General features: G+C 60.2%; 12 protein-coding genes and 1 pseudogene. 9 read left to right on the top strand and 4 right to left on the bottom strand.

The window, feature by feature from the left end:
• Positions 1 to 21: 21 nt before the first annotated feature.
• The 4 genes from J3P79_RS05885 to J3P79_RS05870 form a co-directional block, all read right to left on the bottom strand.
• Positions 22 to 549 carry a GNAT family N-acetyltransferase gene (locus J3P79_RS05885; protein WP_434608918.1) on the bottom strand — a complete coding sequence of 176 codons (528 nt, stop codon included), beginning with the start codon at positions 547 to 549 and terminating at the stop codon, positions 22 to 24.
• Positions 550 to 551: 2 nt separating this feature from the next.
• On the bottom strand, positions 552 to 1,190 hold the full coding sequence (locus tag J3P79_RS05880) for a LysE family translocator (RefSeq protein ID WP_434608917.1): 639 nt from the start codon (positions 1,188 to 1,190) through the stop codon (positions 552 to 554).
• 26 nt (positions 1,191 to 1,216) lie between these two features.
• Positions 1,217 to 1,633, bottom strand: a complete 417-nt coding sequence (locus J3P79_RS05875) for an NUDIX hydrolase (protein WP_434608915.1) — start codon at positions 1,631 to 1,633, stop codon at positions 1,217 to 1,219.
• 214 nt (positions 1,634 to 1,847) lie between these two features.
• Positions 1,848 to 3,215: an HD domain-containing phosphohydrolase gene (locus tag J3P79_RS05870; RefSeq protein WP_434608912.1), complete on the bottom strand. Its 1,368-nt coding sequence runs from the start codon at positions 3,213 to 3,215 to the stop codon at positions 1,848 to 1,850.
• Positions 3,216 to 3,442: 227 nt separating this feature from the next.
• Between J3P79_RS05870 and J3P79_RS05865 the strand changes: the two genes are divergently transcribed.
• From J3P79_RS05865 to J3P79_RS05825, 9 genes and pseudogenes are all read left to right on the top strand, one after another.
• Positions 3,443 to 5,734: an EAL domain-containing protein gene (locus J3P79_RS05865; protein WP_434608911.1), complete on the top strand. Its 2,292-nt coding sequence runs from the start codon at positions 3,443 to 3,445 to the stop codon at positions 5,732 to 5,734.
• Positions 5,731 to 7,605, top strand: coding sequence for an EAL domain-containing response regulator (locus J3P79_RS05860; protein ID WP_434608909.1), 1,875 nt, complete (start codon positions 5,731 to 5,733; stop codon positions 7,603 to 7,605). The genes J3P79_RS05865 and J3P79_RS05860 overlap by 4 nt, the downstream gene beginning before the upstream one ends.
• A gap of 57 nt (positions 7,606 to 7,662) precedes the next feature.
• Entirely contained in the window at positions 7,663 to 8,622 is a 960-nt protein-coding gene (locus J3P79_RS05855) for a cytochrome-c peroxidase (protein WP_434608906.1), read from the top strand.
• Positions 8,619 to 10,418 carry a DAHL domain-containing protein gene (locus tag J3P79_RS05850; protein ID WP_434608904.1) on the top strand — a complete coding sequence of 600 codons (1,800 nt, stop codon included), beginning with the start codon at positions 8,619 to 8,621 and terminating at the stop codon, positions 10,416 to 10,418. The genes J3P79_RS05855 and J3P79_RS05850 overlap by 4 nt, the downstream gene beginning before the upstream one ends.
• A gap of 590 nt (positions 10,419 to 11,008) precedes the next feature.
• Positions 11,009 to 11,095, top strand: a pseudogene (locus J3P79_RS05845) (hypothetical protein); the annotation flags it as partial.
• 57 nt (positions 11,096 to 11,152) lie between these two features.
• Entirely contained in the window at positions 11,153 to 11,821 is a 669-nt protein-coding gene (locus tag J3P79_RS05840) for an ATP-binding protein (RefSeq protein ID WP_434611372.1), read from the top strand.
• Between the two features lie 231 nt (positions 11,822 to 12,052).
• On the top strand, positions 12,053 to 13,672 hold the full coding sequence (locus J3P79_RS05835) for an FMN-binding glutamate synthase family protein (protein ID WP_434608902.1): 1,620 nt from the start codon (positions 12,053 to 12,055) through the stop codon (positions 13,670 to 13,672).
• Positions 13,673 to 13,959: 287 nt separating this feature from the next.
• The gene (locus tag J3P79_RS05830) at positions 13,960 to 15,471 is read left to right on the top strand and encodes a glucan biosynthesis protein (protein WP_434611369.1); all 1,512 of its coding nucleotides are present in this window, start codon (positions 13,960 to 13,962) and stop codon (positions 15,469 to 15,471) included.
• The gene (locus tag J3P79_RS05825) at positions 15,437 to 17,788 is read left to right on the top strand and encodes a glycoside hydrolase family 3 N-terminal domain-containing protein (protein WP_434608899.1); all 2,352 of its coding nucleotides are present in this window, start codon (positions 15,437 to 15,439) and stop codon (positions 17,786 to 17,788) included. Before J3P79_RS05830 ends, J3P79_RS05825 begins: the two co-directional genes overlap by 35 nt.
• Positions 17,789 to 17,792 lie beyond the last annotated feature (4 nt).

The raw sequence follows: 17,792 nt of genomic DNA, 5'->3' as shown, positions 1-17,792 counted from the left end.
CGGGTATCGGGACAGGGCGGATCAAGCTGCTCCGGCCTTTTCCCCGGGATCACGAATCCGGCGCCACATGTGAATTTTGTCGAAGTAATCCTCACCCACCCGCACCGCCAGAGGTTCAAGGCCGAACTGGACAAAACCGCACCGCTGGTACAGCTTGAATGCGGCGTCGTTGCCGGCGGTGACAGTGAGTTGGATGAGTTTCAGTGCCGAATGGCCTTGCGCTTCGGCCAGCGCAGCTTGCATCAGCTCATAACCTAAACCGTGCCGGCGAAATACGGCCGACACATACATGCCAAACAGCGTTGCCTTGTGGCGCGCCTTTTCTCGCGGTTCGAAAGCAAGGCCCACGATGCCCACCAGGGTTCCAGCTTCGAACGCACCCAGCACCACATCGAGCTTGCTGGTCAACCGGCCTTCCCACCAACTCAACAGCATCGCCGCCCGCTCCCGCACGCTGGAGGTGAACGCCTGCGGATGGCGGTCGTAGGCTTCAAGCATCAGCTCGCGGTAGGCCAGGGCGTGACTGGCATCCAACCGTGCGATCCACATGCCTAAGCTGCCCTGCGTTGCTCAAGCATCAGTCTCAGGGCCAGTGCACCGAGTACGAAGCCCATGAAATAGCGCTGCGCCGCCAGCCAGGTCGGGTTGTGGACAAACCATGAGGCGATGCCGGCGGCGAACAGCGCGATCAGCAGGTTGACACTGAAACTCACGCTGATCTGCGTCAGCCCGAGGATGAGACTCTGGGTGAACAGCGAACCATGTTCCGGGCTGATGAATTGCGGGAACACAGACAGGTAGAACACTGCGATCTTCGGGTTCAGGGCACTGGTGAGAAAGCCCATGGTGATCAGCTTGCGGGTCGAATCCGCCGGCAACTGCTGGGCCTGGAACGGCGAACGCGCGCCGGGTTTCACCGCTTGCCAGGCCAGCCACAACAGGTACAACGCACCGGCCCACTTGAGGACTTCATACGCCATGGGCACCGCGAGGAATACCGCCGTCAGCCCCGCCGCCGCCGCGAACATGTGCACGAAGAAGCCCGCGACCACCCCGAGCAAAGAAGTGACGCCGGCCTTGCGGCCCTGGCAGATCGAACGGGAAATCAGGTAGATCATGTTCGGGCCGGGCGTGAGCACCATCAACAATGCGGCGGCGGCGAAAATCAGCAGGTCCGGCAATGGGATCATGGGTGTCATTCCTTGGAGTGGGAGAGTCAGCAGGTCGCCAGGCAAGTGGCCCGATAAAACGGCAGGATCACCTCGCCTGTCAATGGCGCCAGGACACGATCACTGTCCGCGGCCGGGTCGACCCAACAGATTTCTTCGATTTCGGCAGCGGGAGAAACCGCTGCGTCGATCTCGAGCAAAAATACTTCAGCCTGCACGGTAAACCCCGGCTCATGGGCGGCCGGCGCGCTGAACTGCCCCAGATGGCGAGCCTGGGCAGGATTGATCTTGAGCCCCAGCTCTTCGTCCAATTCCCGAGCCAGGGCCTGGACCGGTTGCTCATGGGCTTCGATCTTGCCGCCCGGCTGCATGAAGGCCTCGGTGTTGCGCTTGCGCACCAGCAAGGTCCGGCCGTCCGGGCCGATGAGCAGGGCAGCGGCGATGCGGATCAGGGGGGTGGTCATGGTTGCGAGGGACTCCGGTAGAAAATGCGGGGCAGATTACAGATCGTAGCGATGGGAGCAAAGCCTGGACTGGACCTCAACACAACATGTGCCCCTTGTGGGAGCGAGCTTGCTCGCGATAGCGGTGTGTCAGTCGAAAAATATCTGACTGATGATCCGTTATCGCGAGCAAGCCCGCTCCTACAGGGGCCCCCAATTGCCTGCCAGGCCTTCTTCACCCCAACATCGGCTTCGGCGCCGACGGATCGGCCTCCTCCTCGGGGATCTTGACGAATACGCTGTACTGCGCGCCTTCCATCGCTTCAAACGCGATCAGCTTTTCGATCAGCGGGCCACTCATGACCTTGCCGGCATTGAGCAACAGCATGCCGTTGTCGGCGTTGAGGTTGCGGGCCAGGAGCATGCCGGCCGCCAGCTCGCGGGTGGTCAAGACTTTTACCGACGGGTCGGACAAGGTCACGTCTTCGAGGTATTCGGCACAGGCCTTGATGAAGTCCTCGACCATGTCCGGGTCGTACAGCTTGCCGGCGTATTTGCGGATATAGACCAGCGCTTCGTCGCTGTTCATCTGCCGTTCCAGGATCAACCCGCGTTGCAGCTCGATGAAATCCACCGCCAGCTTGAGCAGCCGCGAGCCGAACGGAATGGCCTCGCCGCGCAGGTGATCGGGGAAGCCGCTGCCGTCCCAGCGCTCCTGGTGATGCAGAATGATCCGCGCCGCGTCCTTCATCGGGTCCAGGGTCATCAACAGCGATTCGCTCTGCTTCGGATAGGCGCGGTACAGCTCCAGCTCGCTGTGGTGCAACATGTCCGCCGGCGTAACCATCATGTTGTCGGTCCAGCTCAGCTTGCCGATGTTGTAGAGCGCCGCAGCCATGGTCAGGTCGCGGTCGGTGGATTCGTCGAGGAAGTTGAGGCGGCTGTAGACCCGGATCAGCTCGATGATTTGCCGGTTGGTCTGCTTGGCCTTGGGCAGGCGCAGGTTGGCGATCAGTGAGAATACTTCGGTGCCGGTCACATAACTGCGCTTGAGCTCTTCATAGGCCAGGTCGAGCATGTCAGCGGTCTGCTGCAGCTCGGCGGTGCGCGACGCCACACGTTTTTCCAGCGTGGCGTTGAGGGTCTTGAGTTGCTGGTTCTGCTCGCGATTCAGCGCTTCGAGGCGCTGGCGCTCGCTTTCCGAATGCTGGTGGGCCAGGGCCTGGCGCAGGGCCTGCACCAGTTCCTCGTCATTCCAGGGCTTGCTGAGGTAGCGATAGAGCTGCCCCTCGTTGATGGCCTTGGTCATCATGTCCACGTCGGCATAACCGGTGAGCAGGATGCGCAACGTCGAGGGATACAGCTTGCGGATTTGCGCCAGCAGCGTGGCACCGTCCATGTTGGGCATGCGCGCATCGGTCATCACCAGGTCGACCGGCCGCTCCTTGAGGATTTCCAGGGCCTTGGCGCCACTGTCGGCCAGCAGGATTTCGTACGGCTGGCTACGCAACAACCGACGCAGGCTGTTGAGAATCGACTCTTCGTCATCGACCAGCAACACCGTCGGCTTTGTTACCGGAACGTCCGGCGATTGATCTTCCATTTGGAACCCCCTCCTGTCATCGACAACCGTTCTACCCTAGCCCCGAATGACAGACTAGTAGATTGCGAAAATTTAGACACGATTCGCCATCACTCACCGCGCGCCTCCGATGAGCCGACTATGCTGTACCCCATGAAGGGCCAAGTACAGGCCGAATACTCATGCTAGCGAAAGGGATATCCGATGTTCCCACGGTTCCGTAGTCAGCATCTCGACGGTGCACGGCCATGAGCCTGCCGATGGAAAGATCCAATCGGCGGATACTGATCGTGGACGATACGCCAACGATCCATGAGGATTTTCGAAAGATCCTCAGCCCTCACGCGGTTCCGGAAGACAGCCTCAGCAGCGCCGAGGAAGCCTTGTTCGGCGCGCCGGTGGCGGTTTCCGTCCAGAGCTTCGAGCTCGAATCGGCGTTCCAGGGCATGGAAGCCTTGAACAAGGTCGAAACCGCCCTTGCCCAAGGCAAGCCCTTTGCCATGGCCTTCATCGACATGCGCATGCCGCCGGGCTGGGACGGCCTTGAAACCATCGAGCGGCTGTGGCGCGTGGACCCCAAGTTGCAAGTGGCCCTGTGCACCGCCTATTCGGACTATTCCTGGGAAGACATCGCTGATCGCCTCGAATTGGGCGACAGGCTGCTGATCCTGAAGAAACCCTTCGATGCCATCGAAATCCGCCAAATGGCCAGCACCCTGACCGTCAAATGGCAGATGACCGAAGACGCGGCGTTGAAAATGGACATGCTCGAACGGGCGGTCGAGGAACGCACCCGGGAGTTGGCCGACGCCAACATCATCGTGCAGAACAGCCCGACCATCCTCTATCGCCTGCGCGGCGAGCCGCCGTTCCCGTTGATGTACATCTCCCACAACATCACCAAGTTCGGCCATGTCGCGGCGCAACTGATCGACTCGCCGGATTGGGCGCAAACGCTGATCCATTCCGACGACCAGGACAAGGTTCATCAAGCCATGGTCCGCGTGCTGGACCGTGACACGGCGGGCGCCTCCATTGAATTTCGCATGCGCACCGGCGACGGCGCGTTCCGCTGGGTGGAGAACCGCTACATCCCGGTGCGCAACGAACAAGGCCTGCTGCTGGAAGTCGAAGGCATCATCCTCGACATCACCGAGCGCAAGCTGGCCGAAGATAAAATCGCCCTGCTGGCCCGCACCGACGGGCTGACCGGGCTCGCCAACCGCGCCACCATGATCGAACGCCTGCACCAGGCCTTCGCTGCCGCACGCCGGGGCGCGGCGCCGTTTGCGATGTTCTACCTGGACCTGGACCATTTCAAACGGATCAACGACACCCTCGGCCACCCCATCGGCGATCTGCTGTTGCAGGAGGTCGCGGCGCGGCTCAAGGCCTGTACCCGGGAGAACGACGTGGTCGCGCGCCTGGGCGGCGACGAATTCGCCATCCTGCAACTGGACGTCCATGAGGCGACCCACTGTGCAGCGCTGGCGACGAAGATCCGCGACACCCTGGTGGCGCCCTACTCCCTGGACGGCAACGACGTACGCATTTCCGTGAGCATCGGCATCAGCCTGTACACCCCGCAGAGCCCAAGTGCCGACAGCCTGATGGCCCAATCCGACATGGCCCTGTACCGTTCCAAGGAAAAGGGCCGCAACCAGTATCACTTCCATAACGAGGAAATAAACCAGGAGGTGACGGACCGTGTCGCCCTGGCCAACGATCTGCGCAACGCCATCGAGAATGATGAATTGCGATTGCACTACCTGCCCGAAGTCGACCTCGGCACCGGCCGGATCCTTGGCATGGGCGTGCAGGTGCGCTGGAACCATCCTCAGCGCGGCTGGCTGGAACCGGCGGCGTTCATGCCGGCCGCCGAGAAAACCGGGATCATCATCGGGCTCGGTCATTGGGTGCTGGACCAGGCCTGCCAGCAGATGCGCCAATGGCGTGACCAAGGCATGGCGCCCCCCGTCATCGCCATCGACCTGTCCCTGACCCAACTCAAGACCGGACCGGAACTGATCTACGACGTGTTGCGCACCACCGCCCGCTGGGAGCTGGCGCCCTGGGACCTGCGTTTCGATGTCACCGAAGCGACCCTGGCCCAGACCAAATGGACCCACAACGACGTGCTGCCGCGCCTGTGCGAGCTGGGCGTGCAGGTCGCCATCGATGATTTCGGCACCGAATATTCATCCTTCGATTATCTCAAGACCTACCGGGTCAACCACCTCAAGCTCGCCCAACGATTCCTCGACAGCGCCAATGACGATCCGGAGAACGCAACGACCCTGCGGGCAATCATCAACTTCGCCCGGGACGTGGGCATCGGCATCATCGCCGAAGGCGTCGAAACCCAGGAGCAACGCACGACGCTGATGTCCAGCGGCGGGACGATGCAGGCCCAAGGGCATTATTTCAGCACCGTGGTGGACAGCGACCAGGCTGCCGCCCTGCTCAAGGCCGGCACCATCGTCCCGGTGGCCGATCACTGGACCCGGCCGGCCAGCCAGCTATCGGAGAGCAACCCATGAACCCCATGTCCGTACCGGCGAACAGGCGAATCCTCGTGGTGGACGACACGCCCGCCATCCACCAGGACTTTCGCAAGATCCTCAGCCCCAGCGCCGGCAATGACGACTCGCTCGACGACACCGAGAGCCTGTTGTTCGGCACGCCCCAGGTCAACCGGCTGCAGTTTCAGATCGATTCGGCCTACCAGGGTGAAGAGGCATTGGAACTGGTCAGGCGCGCCCAGGCCGAAGGCCAGCCATATGCGCTGGTCTTCGCCGACATGCGCATGCCGCCGGGTTGGGACGGACTGCAAACCATCGAGCAGCTGTGGAAAGCCGACCCGCGTTTGCAGATCGCGCTGTGCACGGCGTTTTCCGATTACTCGTGGGAGACCATGTCCGAACGCATCGAATTCGACGACCAGTTGCTGATCCTCAAGAAGCCGTTCGACACCCTGGAAATCCGCCAGATGGCCAGCGCCATGACCTGGAAATGGCAACTGGCCCAGGACGCTGCGCGGAAAATGCGCAGCCTGGAACGCACCATCGAAGAGCGGGTCCAGGAACTGCTCAAGGTCTCCCACCTGCTGCAATACGACGTGCTCACCGAACTGCCCAACAGCATGCTGCTCGGTGATCGCCTGACCCAGGCCGTGGCCCAATGCCGCCGCCATGACCGACAGTTGGCGGTGATGTTCATCGGCCTGGACCGCTTCAAGCGTATCAATAACGCCCTGGGCCATCCGGTGGGCGACGAAATGCTCAAGCGTGTGGCGCGCGCGCTGGCTGCCGTGGTGCGCGAATCCGACTCGGTGTTTCGTTATGGTTCCGATGAATTCGTGGTCATCCTAGGCGACATCACCGACTCGCAACTGATCAAGGGCGTGGCGGAAAAACTGTTGGCCACCATCAGCACCCCTCACCCCATCGACGGTCATGACCTGACCGTCACGGCGAGCCTGGGCGTCAGCGTGTACCCGGCCGACGGCTTCGACGCCGTGGCGCTGATCAAGAAAGCCGAGACGGCGATGCGCAACGTCAAGGAACACGGCCCCAACGACTACCGCTTTTTCACCGAGGACATGAACCGCCGGGCCCGCCAGCAGCAGACTATCGAATCCGGCCTGCGGCTGGCCCTGCAACGCAAGGAGTTCGTGCTGCACTACCAGCCCAAGCTCGACCTGACGAGCGGCGAAGTGGTCGGTGTAGAGGCACTGGTGCGCTGGAACCGCCCAGACCATGGGCTCGTCTACCCGTCGGATTTCATCCCCGTGGCCGAGGACAGCGGGCTGATCGTGCCGCTGAGCCAATGGGTGCTCCAGGAAGCCTGCCAGCAGGCACGTCGCTGGCAAGCCGAGGGCATGCGGCCGCTGTACCTGTCGGTCAACGTCTCGGCGATCGATTTTCGCCAGCGCGGTTTCGTCGATGGCATCGCGCGCACCCTCAAGGAAACCGGCCTGGATCCGACACAGTTAGAACTGGAGATCACTGAAAGCGTGCTCATGCAGAACATCGACACCACCGTCGCCACGCTCAATGCCATCAAGCACCTGGGCATACGGCTGGCCATCGATGACTTCGGCACCGGCTATTCGAGCCTGAGCTACCTGCAGAAATTTCCGGTGGATGTGTTGAAGATCGACCAGTCGTTCGTCGGCGACCTGAGCATCGACAGCAACGACGCGAAACTGGTGAGCACCATCATCAGCCTGGGCAAGAGCTTGAACCTGCACATCATTGCCGAAGGCGTGGAAACCCGGGAGCAGCTGGAATTCCTCAAGATCCACCACTGCGAGGAAGCCCAGGGCTATTACTTCAGCAAGGCTGTGGAACCGCAAGCCTTCAGCCAATGGATGGCTGAATGGGAACAACGCCCGAACCCGTTTTCGTGAGCGCCAGCGTTATAACCCCCCTGTTTCAAGGGAAAGCATTTCAAAGGAAAGCACTCCATGGCGTCACACGGACTGATTCTGGCTCTCGGCCTGCTGGTGGGACTGAGCGTGACCGCTCACGCCGAGCCATTGGACGAACCGCTCAAGCCGCTGCCTCCCCTTCCAGCCCTGGATCCCAAGCGGGTCCAGTTGGGCCAGCGGTTGTTCAACGACCCACGACTCTCGGTCAATAACACACTGTCCTGCGCCAGTTGCCATCGCCTGGACAAGGGCGGCGCCGACGACAAGCCGTTCTCCCTGGGTTTCGACGGCAAGCCGGTGGACGTCAACACGCCCACGGTGTTCAACGCCAGCCTCAACTTTCATCAGTTCTGGGACGGCCGTGTCGACACCCTCGAAGAACAGGTGCACATCGTGGTCACCAGTCCGGGAGAAATGGGCAACACCTGGGAAACGGTGGTCAAGCGCATCGCCGACGATCCGGGTTATGCCAAGGACTTTTCCGCCGCCTATCCGGACGGCGTGACCCAACCCAACATCCAGGGGGCGCTTGCCAATTACGAACGCACGCTGCTGACCCCCAACTCGCGCTTCGATCAATACCTGTCGGGCGATACCGACATCCTCACGCCCCGGGAAAAGTTCGGCTACCAGCGCTTCAAGGAATACGGCTGCATCGCCTGTCACCAAGGCGTGAACATCGGCGGCAACATGTTCCAGAAATTCGGCGTCATGGGCGACTATATCCAGGACCGGGGCAATGCCACTCGGGCCGACGAAGGACGCTTCAACATCACCGGCGACGAAGCCGACCGCCAGGTGTTCAAGGTGCCGAGTCTGCGCAACGTGGCCGTCACGTCGCCGTATTTCCACGACGGTTCCGCGCCGACGCTGGAGAAGGCTGTGGAGGTGATGTTCAAGTATCAGTTGGGCCGCGAGCCCATGAAGAACGACACCGAACTGATCGTCGAATTTCTCAGGACGCTCACCGGTGAATGGGAGGGCAAGCCGCTATGACTCTTTCCCGTCGCCTCGGCCTGGCATTCATCGGCGTATTGCTCGCCTCGATCCTGTTGTTCATGTACATCCAGTCGGGTGCCCAGCAAGCCGCCTCGCATATCGAATCCCGCGACCTGATCCGCCTGCTCAAGCAGCAGGACGGCATCTGGGACAACGAAGTGCTCAAGTCCAGGATCGCCCTGAGCCACAACTACGATCCTTTGGTCTCGCCGTTGTACGAAATGGCGCGCCTGTGGCAGCGCCTCGACGCCATCGAGTCGGAGCCCGGCCGCCATGCGCCTACGCTCTGGGCGACCCAGCGTGACGAATACCTCAAGGCGATCAAGGAAAAGACCCGCCTGGTGGAGCAGTTCAAGTCTCACAACGCGGTGCTGCGCAACTCCCTGGCATTCCTGCCCACTGCCGAAGACGACATCCAGCGCCAGTTCGCCCAACTGTCCGACATCGAGAAGCTGGAGCTGCACAACGTCGCCATCGACACGTACGACCTGCTGCTCGCCACGCTGGAATTTGCCCAGATCACCACCCGCGAGCAGGCCGCCGAAGTCTTGCTCGGCCTTAACCAACTGGACGCCAACAAGGATCGCCTGCCGACGGGCCTCGTCGGCTCCGTCGATATCTTGCGCAGGCACATCGCGCTGATCCTGCGTGAGCAGCCCTTGGTCAACCAGTTGCTGCGTGACTTCGAAGCGGTCCCCCTGGCTGACCGACTGGACACCATCACCGGCCTCTTGGAGAAGGACCAGGAAAAAGCCGCCGCCAAGCACCAGCGCAACCACATCCTGCTGCTGGTATTCGCCACCTTCCTGGTGCTGATATTGATCTGGTTGGCGGTTCGCCTGGTACGCAGTTTCGGCGAGATCAAGCGGGTCAACAGCGCCCTGCAAACGGCCAACGATGAGCTCGAACAACGGGTCGAGGAACGCACCCGCCAGCTCAAGGACACCCAGAGCGAACTGATGGACACCGCCCGCCAGGCCGGCATGGCGGAAATCGCCACCAACGTGCTGCACAACGTCGGCAACGTGCTCAACAGCGTGAATATCTCTGCCGACCTGGTCAGCCGCAAATTGCGCAGCAGCAAGGCCCTGGGGCTGGGCAAGGCAATGAACCTGATCAACGAACACAGCCACGACCTGGGGCACTTCCTCACCGAGGACGAAAAAGGCAAGCTGCTGCCCGGTTACCTCAACCAATTGGTCGAAGCCATCGCGACGGAGCAACAAGGCCTGACGGACGAACTGGCGCAATTGAGCAAGAGCGTCGACCACATCAAGGACATCGTTTCCACGCAGCAATCGTATGCCGGCGCCAATAGCCTGATGGAGCCGCTGGTGGTCAGCGAACTGCTCGAGGACGCCCTGCGCATGAACTCCGGCGCCCTGACCCGCCACCATGTGACGGTGATCAAGGAATACGGCGAGGTGCCGCGGATCATGGGCGACAAGCATCGCTTGTTGCTGATCCTCATCAACCTGATCAGCAACGCCAAATACGCCATGGCCGGGGTTTCCAACCATGCGCGGAACATGACGCTCAAGGCCATGGTCGTGGGCGAGGCGCTGCAAATCAGCGTGAAGGACGAAGGCGAAGGCATTCCAGAGGAAAACATGACGCGCATTTTCGCCCATGGTTTCACCACCCGTAAGGACGGCCACGGGTTCGGCCTGCACAGTTGCGCACTGGCAGCGATTGAAATGAACGGTCACCTCACCGCACACAGCGAGGGGCCTGGGACCGGGGCGACGTTTGTATTGCAACTGCCCTTGAAACTCGCAGAAGGTGAGCAATGAACAACATGAGCAACCGGCGCATCCTCTTGATCGACGATACGCCCGCCATCCATGAAGACTTCCGCAAGATCCTGACACCGGAGGATGAGAGCGACAGCGACTTGCAGGATATGGAAAGCGCACTGTTCGGCGAGGCCCCGAAAACCGCAGCCACCGTGTTTGAACTCGACTCGGCCTACGGTGGCCAGGAAGGCCTGGCCAAATTGCAGCAGGCATTGGCCAAGGACCTCCCCTATGCCCTGGCGTTCGTCGACATGCGCATGCCCGAAGGCTGGGACGGTGCCAAGACCATCGAAGAGTTGTGGAAAGTCGACGCGCAACTGCAAGTGGTGGTCTGCACCGCCTATTCGGACTATTCCTGGGACGAGCTGCTCGACCGCCTCAACGGCCACGACCGCCTGTTGATCCTGAAAAAGCCATTCGACAACATCGAAGTCCAGCAGATGGCCAATACCCTGACCACCAAATGGGAAATGACCTCCCGTGCGCGCTTGAAAATGAACAAGCTCGAAGACCTGGTGGAACAGCGCACCCTGGCATTCAAACAGGCCAGCGAGCTGCTGCAGATGGAAATCGACGAACGCAAGATGCTCGAGACCCAACTGGTGCAGTCGGAAAAACTCGCCTCGCTGGGGCAATTGGCAGCCGGCGTCGCCCATGAAATCAACAACCCGATCGGCTTCATTTCCTCCAACCTCGGCGCCTTGGGTGGTTATTTCAGCAAGCTGGAGGAAATGCTCCAGGCCTATGGCAGCGCCGAGCAGGCCATTGCCTCGCCGGAGCTGGTGATGAACTTGAAGAGCCTGCGCCAGGAGGTGGAACTGGATTTCCTGGTGGAGGACATTCCCATCCTGATCAAGGAATCCAAGGACGGCATCGCCCGCGTCGGCCAGATCGTCAAGGACCTCAAGGACTTCTCCCGTGTCGACTCCAGCCAGGAATGGCAGATGGCCAATTTGCAACAGGGCATGGATTCGACCCTGAACATCGTTGCCAACGAGATCAAGTACAAGGCCGACGTGGTCAAGCAATACAGTCCGTTGCCGGAAGTCGAGTGCCTGCCGTCGCAGATCAACCAGGTGATCATGAACCTGATCGTCAACGCCGCCCAGGCCATCGGCCCCGAACGCGGCACCATCACCCTGCGCAACGGCGTGGAAGGCGACAACGTCTGGATCGAAGTCGCCGATACCGGCTCAGGCATGCCGCCGGAAACATTGCAGAAGATCTTCGACCCGTTCTTCACCACCAAGCCCATCGGCCAAGGCACCGGGCTTGGCTTGTCGCTGTCCTACGGCATCGTGAAAAAACACAACGGTGAGATCACGGTGAGCAGTGAAGTGGGCGTGGGGACGACGTTCCGAGTGGAGCTGCCGGTGCGGCAGATGAAGATGGCGGGGTGAGTAACACCGGCCTGATCGACTCTGGTTCAAATTGTGGGAGCGAGCTTGCTCGCGATATCGGTGTGACAGTCAACGAAGGTGTTGAATGTTTGACCGCCATCGCGAGCAAGCTCGCTCCCACAGGTTTTTCCGCAGTCTCAGGCTAATTATTCCAGCCCTACACAGCTCCCTCGCCACGAGGTGACATTCCACGCTAATGTCTCGCCAATCGCCCTCCCCCAAGGAACCCGCATGAGCCTATCGTTGCTGAGCCGCTACGCCTTCTTCGCCGGCTGCGTGATCTTCACCCTCGCCAGCCTGCCGTTCCTGCAACACGACTGGCTCTGGCCGATTGCGCTGGTGACGGGGTTGCTGAGCCTGCTAGGGGTGTTCGACCTACTGCAAAGCCGCCACGCCGTGCGGCGCAACTACCCGATCCTGGGCAATATTCGCTACCTGGTCGAAGGCATCCGCCCGGAGATCCGCCAGTACCTGCTGGAATCCGACAGCGATGCCCTGCCCTTCTCCCGTGCCCAGCGCTCGCTGGTGTATTCCCGGGCCAAGAACGAAAGCGCCGACAAACCGTTCGGCACCTTGATCGACGTCTACCAGACCGGCTTCGAATTCATCGGCCACTCCATGCGCCCGGCGCCGCTGAGCGACCCCAGCGGCTTCCGGGTGATGGTCGGCGGCCCGCAATGCACCCAGCCCTACTCGGCCTCGGTGTTCAACATCTCAGCCATGAGCTTCGGCTCCCTGAGCGCCAATGCCATCCGGGCGTTGAACCAGGGCGCCAAGCTCGGCAACTTCGCCCACGACACCGGCGAAGGCAGCATCAGCCCCTACCACCGCGAACACGGCGGCGACCTGACCTGGGAACTGGGCAGCGGCTATTTCGGCTGTCGTACCAGCGATGGGCGCTTCGACCCGCAGCGCTTCGCCACCCAGGCGCAGGACCCGCAGGTGCGGATGATCGAAATCAAGATGAGCCAGGGCGCCAAGCCCGGCCATGGCGGGATCCTGCCCAAGCACAAAGTCACCCGGGAAATCGCCGAGACCCGTGGCATCCTCATGGGCGAGGATTGCGTATCACCGTCCCGACACAGCGCGTTTTCCACGCCTCTGGAACTGATGCAGTTCGTTCAACAGTTGCGCGAACTGTCCGGCGGCAAACCGGTGGGCTTCAAGTTCTGCCTGGGCCATCCGTGGGAATTCATGGGCATCGCCAAGGCCATGCTCGAAACCGGGATCCTGCCCGACTTCATCGTCATCGATGGCAAGGAAGGCGGTACCGGCGCCGCCCCCGTGGAGTTCACCGACCACATCGGCGTGCCGTTGCGCGAGGGCCTGCTGTTCGTGCACAACACACTGGTGGGCCTGAACCTGCGCGACAAGATCAAGCTCGGCGCCAGCGGCAAGATCGTCAGCGCCTTCGACATCGCCAGCGTCCTGGCCATCGGCGCCGACTGGGCCAACGCCGCGCGCGGCTTCATGTTCGCCATCGGCTGCATCCAGTCGCAAAGCTGCCACACCAACAAATGCCCCACCGGCGTCGCCACTCAGGACACCCTGCGCCAACGCGCCCTGGTCGTCCCGGACAAAGCCCAGCGGGTCTACAATTTCCACCGCAACACCCTCAAGGCCTTGGCGGAAATGCTCGCCGCCGCCGGCCTCGACCACCCTTCGCAATTGCAGCCCAAGCATCTGGTGCGGCGCATGTCGGCGACCGAGATCAAGCTGTTTTCGCAGTTGCATGTGTTTTTGAAGCCGGGGGAATTGCTGACCGGTGAAGTGAACGGACAGTTCTATTCGCGGATGTGGCAACTGGCGCGGGCGGACAGTTTTGAGCCGCAGGAAATCGTGGCCGCATAAATTCGCACCCGCTCTCGTGGCGAGGGAGCACCGTTCTTCGAGATGCCCGAATTCACTCCCTACCTGTAAGTTCTGACAGTAGACGACACCCTCCATACGATTGACCATTCACCCCAATGGCTTATTCGTCATGGAAGGTGCGTATGTTGACCCGGCGCGATCTGGTTGGTTTTGCTTCGCTTTTTGCGGCATTGGGGGCGGTCAAGGTTGTCGATACGGCGGAGGCCGGGCAGGCGTCAGCGTCGGTGGCGCAAGCGGGTCCGTTTACGTATGACACGTTGGTGCGGATGGCTGAAGAGAAGGCGTTGAAGCCTTACGTGCGCCCCGTCACTAGCGATGAGCAGATCCTGTCAAAAATAGATTACGAGGCCTTGGGGCGGATCCGATTCGATACCGCACGCTCACTCTTCGCCAATGGTCCTGGAAAATACCCCGTCACGTTTTTCCATCTGGGCAAATTTTCCCGCGTCCCGGTCAAAATGCACGTCATTGACAAAGGCGTACCTCGGGAAATCACTTACGACAAAACATTGTTCGACATGCCCAGCGACAGCCCGGCGCAAGCCCTGGCGTCAAACAGCGGCTTCGCCGGCTTCCGCTTTCAGGAAAGCCGCTTGGGTGACCAGAAAAAACTCAACTGGAAGCAGAATGACTGGCTGGCCTTTCTTGGGGCCTCGTATTTCCGGGCTATCGGCGAGCAATACCAGTACGGAATCTCCGCACGCGGTATAGCACTGGACGTTGCACAGCCGGACAAGGCCGAGGAGTTTCCAGACTTCACCCATTTCTGGTTCGAGACGCCGCCAGATGATCGTCAGCCAACCATGACGCTGTACGCACTGCTTGAAGGGCGCAGCTTGTGCGGCGCTTATCGATTCGTGGTGAACCGCACCAAAGCCGTAGTAATGGATGTTGATGCAGCCTTATTCCTGCGTCAGAACATCGATCGCTTCGGAATCGCCCCGCTGACGTCCATGTACTGGTTCAGTGAAACAATCAAACGTACGGCAATCGACTGGCGTCCGGAAGTGCATGACTCCGACGGGCTAGCGCTTTGGACGGGGGCAGGAGAACACATCTGGCGACCACTGAACAATCCCGGACGCACCATGGCGTCAGCGTTTTCAGACAATAACCCTCGGGGCTTCGGCCTACTTCAACGGGACCGGAATTTTGATCATTACCAGGACGGTGTGAACTATCAGCGCCGACCCAGCGTGTGGGTCGAACCTTTCGGGGACTGGGGCAAAGGCAGTGTGCAATTGGTGGAAATTCCGACCGACGATGAAATCCACGACAACATCGTCGCCATGTGGGTACCCGAAGAGCCCGCCGAGGCGGGAAACCAGTACCAATTGAAGTATCGATTACACTGGTTGGCCGACGAACCCTACCCCTCCGACCTGGCACGTTGTGTAGCAACACGCCTGGGTAACGGGGGACAACCCGGTCAGCCCCGCCCAAAGGGCTTGCGCAAGTTTTGTGTAGAGTTTACTGGCACGCCGCTGGAAAAACTTGCCTTCGGCGTCAGACCAGAGGCGGTACTCTGGGCCTCCAGGGGTACCTTCTCGAATGTATTTACCGAACCCGTTCCGGACGACAAGGCCGGGCACTGGCGCGCTCAGTTTGATCTGGGCGCAGAGGGCAGTGACCCCGTCGAGATGCGCCTGTTTCTGCGCCTGGATGAAAAAACTCTTTCCGAGACTTGGCTTTATCAATATCACCCATTCGTAGAGTTCCCAGCTGCGGTTTCAGAAGCAGCGGTTGCGCAATCTTCGCCAACCGTATCGACGGGGTGATGTCATGGATCGGACATGCCTGACCACGGCAGCTCTGCTCTGCACGTTGATCCTCGCAACGTGGTTTCACTCTACGGCCCAATCTGAAGAAAAATCTTCGAAAAAACTAAAAGACGATGCCTTCATTGAACGGCTGATCGAACAAATGACGTTGGAAGAAAAGGCCGGTCAACTGACCCAGCTGGGGATGCAGAACACGCCCACCGGACCGGCGGTGGATACCAAAGGCCGCAAGACGATCGGCCTGCCAGAGGCCGGTTCATTGATCGGTGTGTATGGCGCCGAGAACACTCGAAAACTTCAACGCGAAGCGGTCCTAGGCTCACGCCTCGGCATCCCGCTACTGTTCAGCTTCGATGTGATCCATGGTTTCCGCACAATATTCCCTGTTCCGCTGGCCGAGGCATCAGCCTGGGACCCAGACCTGTCACAACGAACCGCCAGAGCTGCTGCGGTCGAAGCAACGGCCAGCGGCTTGCATTGGACCTTCGCCCCGATGGTGGATATCGCACGAGACCCACGCTGGGGTCGAGTGGTCGAGGGTGCCGGGGAAGATCCTTTCCTAGGCGCGGCGCTGGCCGCTTCGCGAGTACGAGGGTTCCGGGGCAACGGACCTCCCGACACTTCGTCAATCCTGACGACGGCGAAGCATTTCGTCGCTTATGGTGCGGCGGAAGGTGGCCGTGACTACAACACTTCCGATCTGTCCGAGCGCACGTTGGAGGAGGTCTATCTGCCCCCGTTTCGAGCGGCTATCGAAGCAGGTGTCGACATGATCATGCCCGGATTCAATGAACTGGACAGCATGCCGATGCATGCCAGCCAAAAGCAGCTCAAACAAAAATTGCGCGAGGAGTGGGGTTTCCAAGGGGTGATCGTCAGTGATTACACCGGTGTTATGGAGTTGATAGCGCATGGTGTCGCATCCAACTCACGGCAAGCCGCTCGACTTGCATTCAATGCCACGGTTGACATAGAGATGGTCGGCGGTGACTACGCTGCGCAATTGCCCGGATTGGTACGCAGCGGACAGCTTTCGCAGAGTGCCGTGGATGACGCGGTGCGTCGGATACTTCAGGTGAAACAACGCCTAGGCTTATTCAATGATCCGTACCGCTACAGCGACCCGGCCCGCGAAACGGCGCAGCTTTCGCTGCCACAACCCCGCGCGATAGCCAGGGAGGCGGCGCAAAAATCAATTGTGTTGTTGAAAAACGACGGTGCACTGCTGCCACTTTCCAAGAGCTTGCGCAAAGTCGTTGTGGTAGGTGCCTTGGCGAATGATGCGTTATCCACACTGGGCTCTTGGTCGGCGGATGGTCGCGCCGACGAATCAGTCACTATTTTGGATGGGATAAAACGTGCCGTCTCGCCCACGACTGAGGTTGTCTACGTCCCGGCAGGCTCCCCCGAACGTTCAGACATGTTTGATAGTGGCTCAGTCCTGCGCGCGGTGACTGATACCGATGTAGTTGTAGCCGTACTGGGCGAAACAGCAGACATGAGCGGCGAGGCACGCAGCCGTACGTCTCTGGGATTACCAGGGACGCAGAATGAGTTGGTCGCTCTGTTGGTCAAAGCAGGTAAGCCTGTCGTAGTTATCCTGATGAACGGACGCCCGCTCGCTATACCCGATGTGGATGAACAGTTTCCCGCAATACTTGAGGCTTGGTTTTTAGGCTCCGAAATGGGTAACGCAGTAGCGGACGTACTGTTCGGCGACATAAATCCAAGTGGAAAACTACCCATCACGTTTCCCCGTACAGTAGGCCAGGTTCCCATCTACCACGCTCATAAAAACACCGGACGCCCGCCGAGTGAAACCAATCACTTCAGTTCGAAATACCTTGATTCTCAGTGGACAGCCCTTTACCCGTTCGGCCATGGCCTGAGTTACACCACCTTCAGCTATGGAGCGCCAAAACTGAGCAAGCGACGACTGACCGCAGATGAGACTCTCACGGTTCAGGTTGTCGTCCGTAACAGCGGTCAACGAGCCGGGGAAGAAACAGTCCAGTTATATCTACGACAGAATGTCGCGAGCATCACGCGCCCGGTGCGAGTGTTACGAGGCTTCGAAAAAGTCAGGCTCCAACCCGGTGAAAGCACGACCGTTAGCTTTTTACTCGATCAAGACGATTGGGCATTGCTTGACCATAAACTCTTGCGGTCCGTGGAATCGGGAATTTTTACGGTATTCGTTGGCAGTAGTTCCACCACTGGTAATCAGGCGGAATTTGAAATCACTACCAACGCACAACTGACTGGCCCCGGCTCAGCCATTCCACGCACGGTGCGCGACTCATCAATGCGCTGAGCAA

This window comes from Pseudomonas sp. R1-7 (assembly GCF_051132105.1).
Lineage (GTDB): Bacteria > Pseudomonadota > Gammaproteobacteria > Pseudomonadales > Pseudomonadaceae > Aquipseudomonas.
Note: the sequence above shows the minus strand (reverse complement) of the source record. Positions and strands in the feature narration are given on the sequence as shown.